Below are 1,111 nucleotides of genomic sequence, written 5' to 3' on the forward strand. Positions count from 1 at the left end.
CCCGCCGCCATCCACGGCCGGGGCCTTCGTTGCGCCTGGTCTCAGTTCTGGTCTCAGTTGAGCCGACGGCAGTGCACGTTGACTGCTCGCACCACTTGCCGAGCACTCGACACTCCGCGCGGCGGGCCTGCCGATCAGCCCGCTTCGTGCTCGTCGGGGGAGGCGCCGCTCTGCGCCGTACCCCGAGGGGACTCCAGGGCCGCCTCGATCGCCGCAACAGCGTCTGATAGGCGGCGAAACACGGGTGTCGCACCCTTCAGTCGTCGGATGCCTTGCGTCAAGAAAGCACACATATGCCGCTCGCAGACGACAAAATCCGCATATCCAGCCGCACACGATAGGTAGACCATATCCGTGAGGTCATTAGGCACCCACTTAATCCCCTTGTTGAGGTGTCTGCCGTAGTGCATCTCGCGATATAGGCCAACAGCCGGCAACTGGCCGATCTCCTTCGCCGCATGTTTCAAGATCCACTGCTGAAATTCCCCCACATTCACCCCTGCGGCATGCGCCTGCTCAGCGATTTCCCGCCGCAGATCCGCGAGAAGGAAGGCGTTCACAGCCCTCCGCTTTTGCTGGGCGTCCCAATCCTGCGAATCAAGCCAGTCACTGAAGCGTTGATTTGCGGCAACCCACCCCGTGTCCGGCCCCGGCTCGTTGCGCTCAGCGTCAAGCATGACATCAATGGCGGCCGTAACCGCTGTCAACGTCTCGAGCTGAAATGCCGACTCCGGAGACCAGTCCGGCGGAGCACGAAAAGAATCCATGCCACGCGACGCATAAATAGCGTTCGACGCCAACGTGAAGACACCTTGTGATCGCACCGACCCCCCTTCCCCCGAGCGGCAGTGAAAAATTTCGTGCAGCTCATTCCGCCACACCTGCAAGGGGTCAAGCATCTGCCAGCCCAGGCTGAGCTGCAGGATCGTGAGACCGAGCCGGTAGCGCTTTTCATGGTCAAACCGTTTAGTCGTCTCATGGAAGTGGCCAGCAGATGCCGGAATAATGATCTTCCCTCTTCCGACCCACTCTGCCAGCTTCAACGCGTTTCGGTGGGCCTCTGCACTGACGCCAGGGACGCCATGCAGAGCATCACTGACATGACTCCAAT

Annotated in this window: 1 protein-coding gene; it reads right to left on the bottom strand. The window is 60.8% G+C overall.

Annotated elements, in window-relative coordinates; translation table 11 throughout:
* Positions 1-134: 134 nt before the first annotated feature.
* Positions 135-1,111, bottom strand: a 977-nt coding sequence (locus tag D7231_RS35465; RefSeq protein WP_206752009.1) for a hypothetical protein, incomplete at its 5' end; no start/stop codon positions are given.

The sequence above is a fragment of the Streptomyces klenkii genome, from assembly GCF_003626645.1.
GTDB lineage: Bacteria > Actinomycetota > Actinomycetes > Streptomycetales > Streptomycetaceae > Streptomyces > Streptomyces klenkii.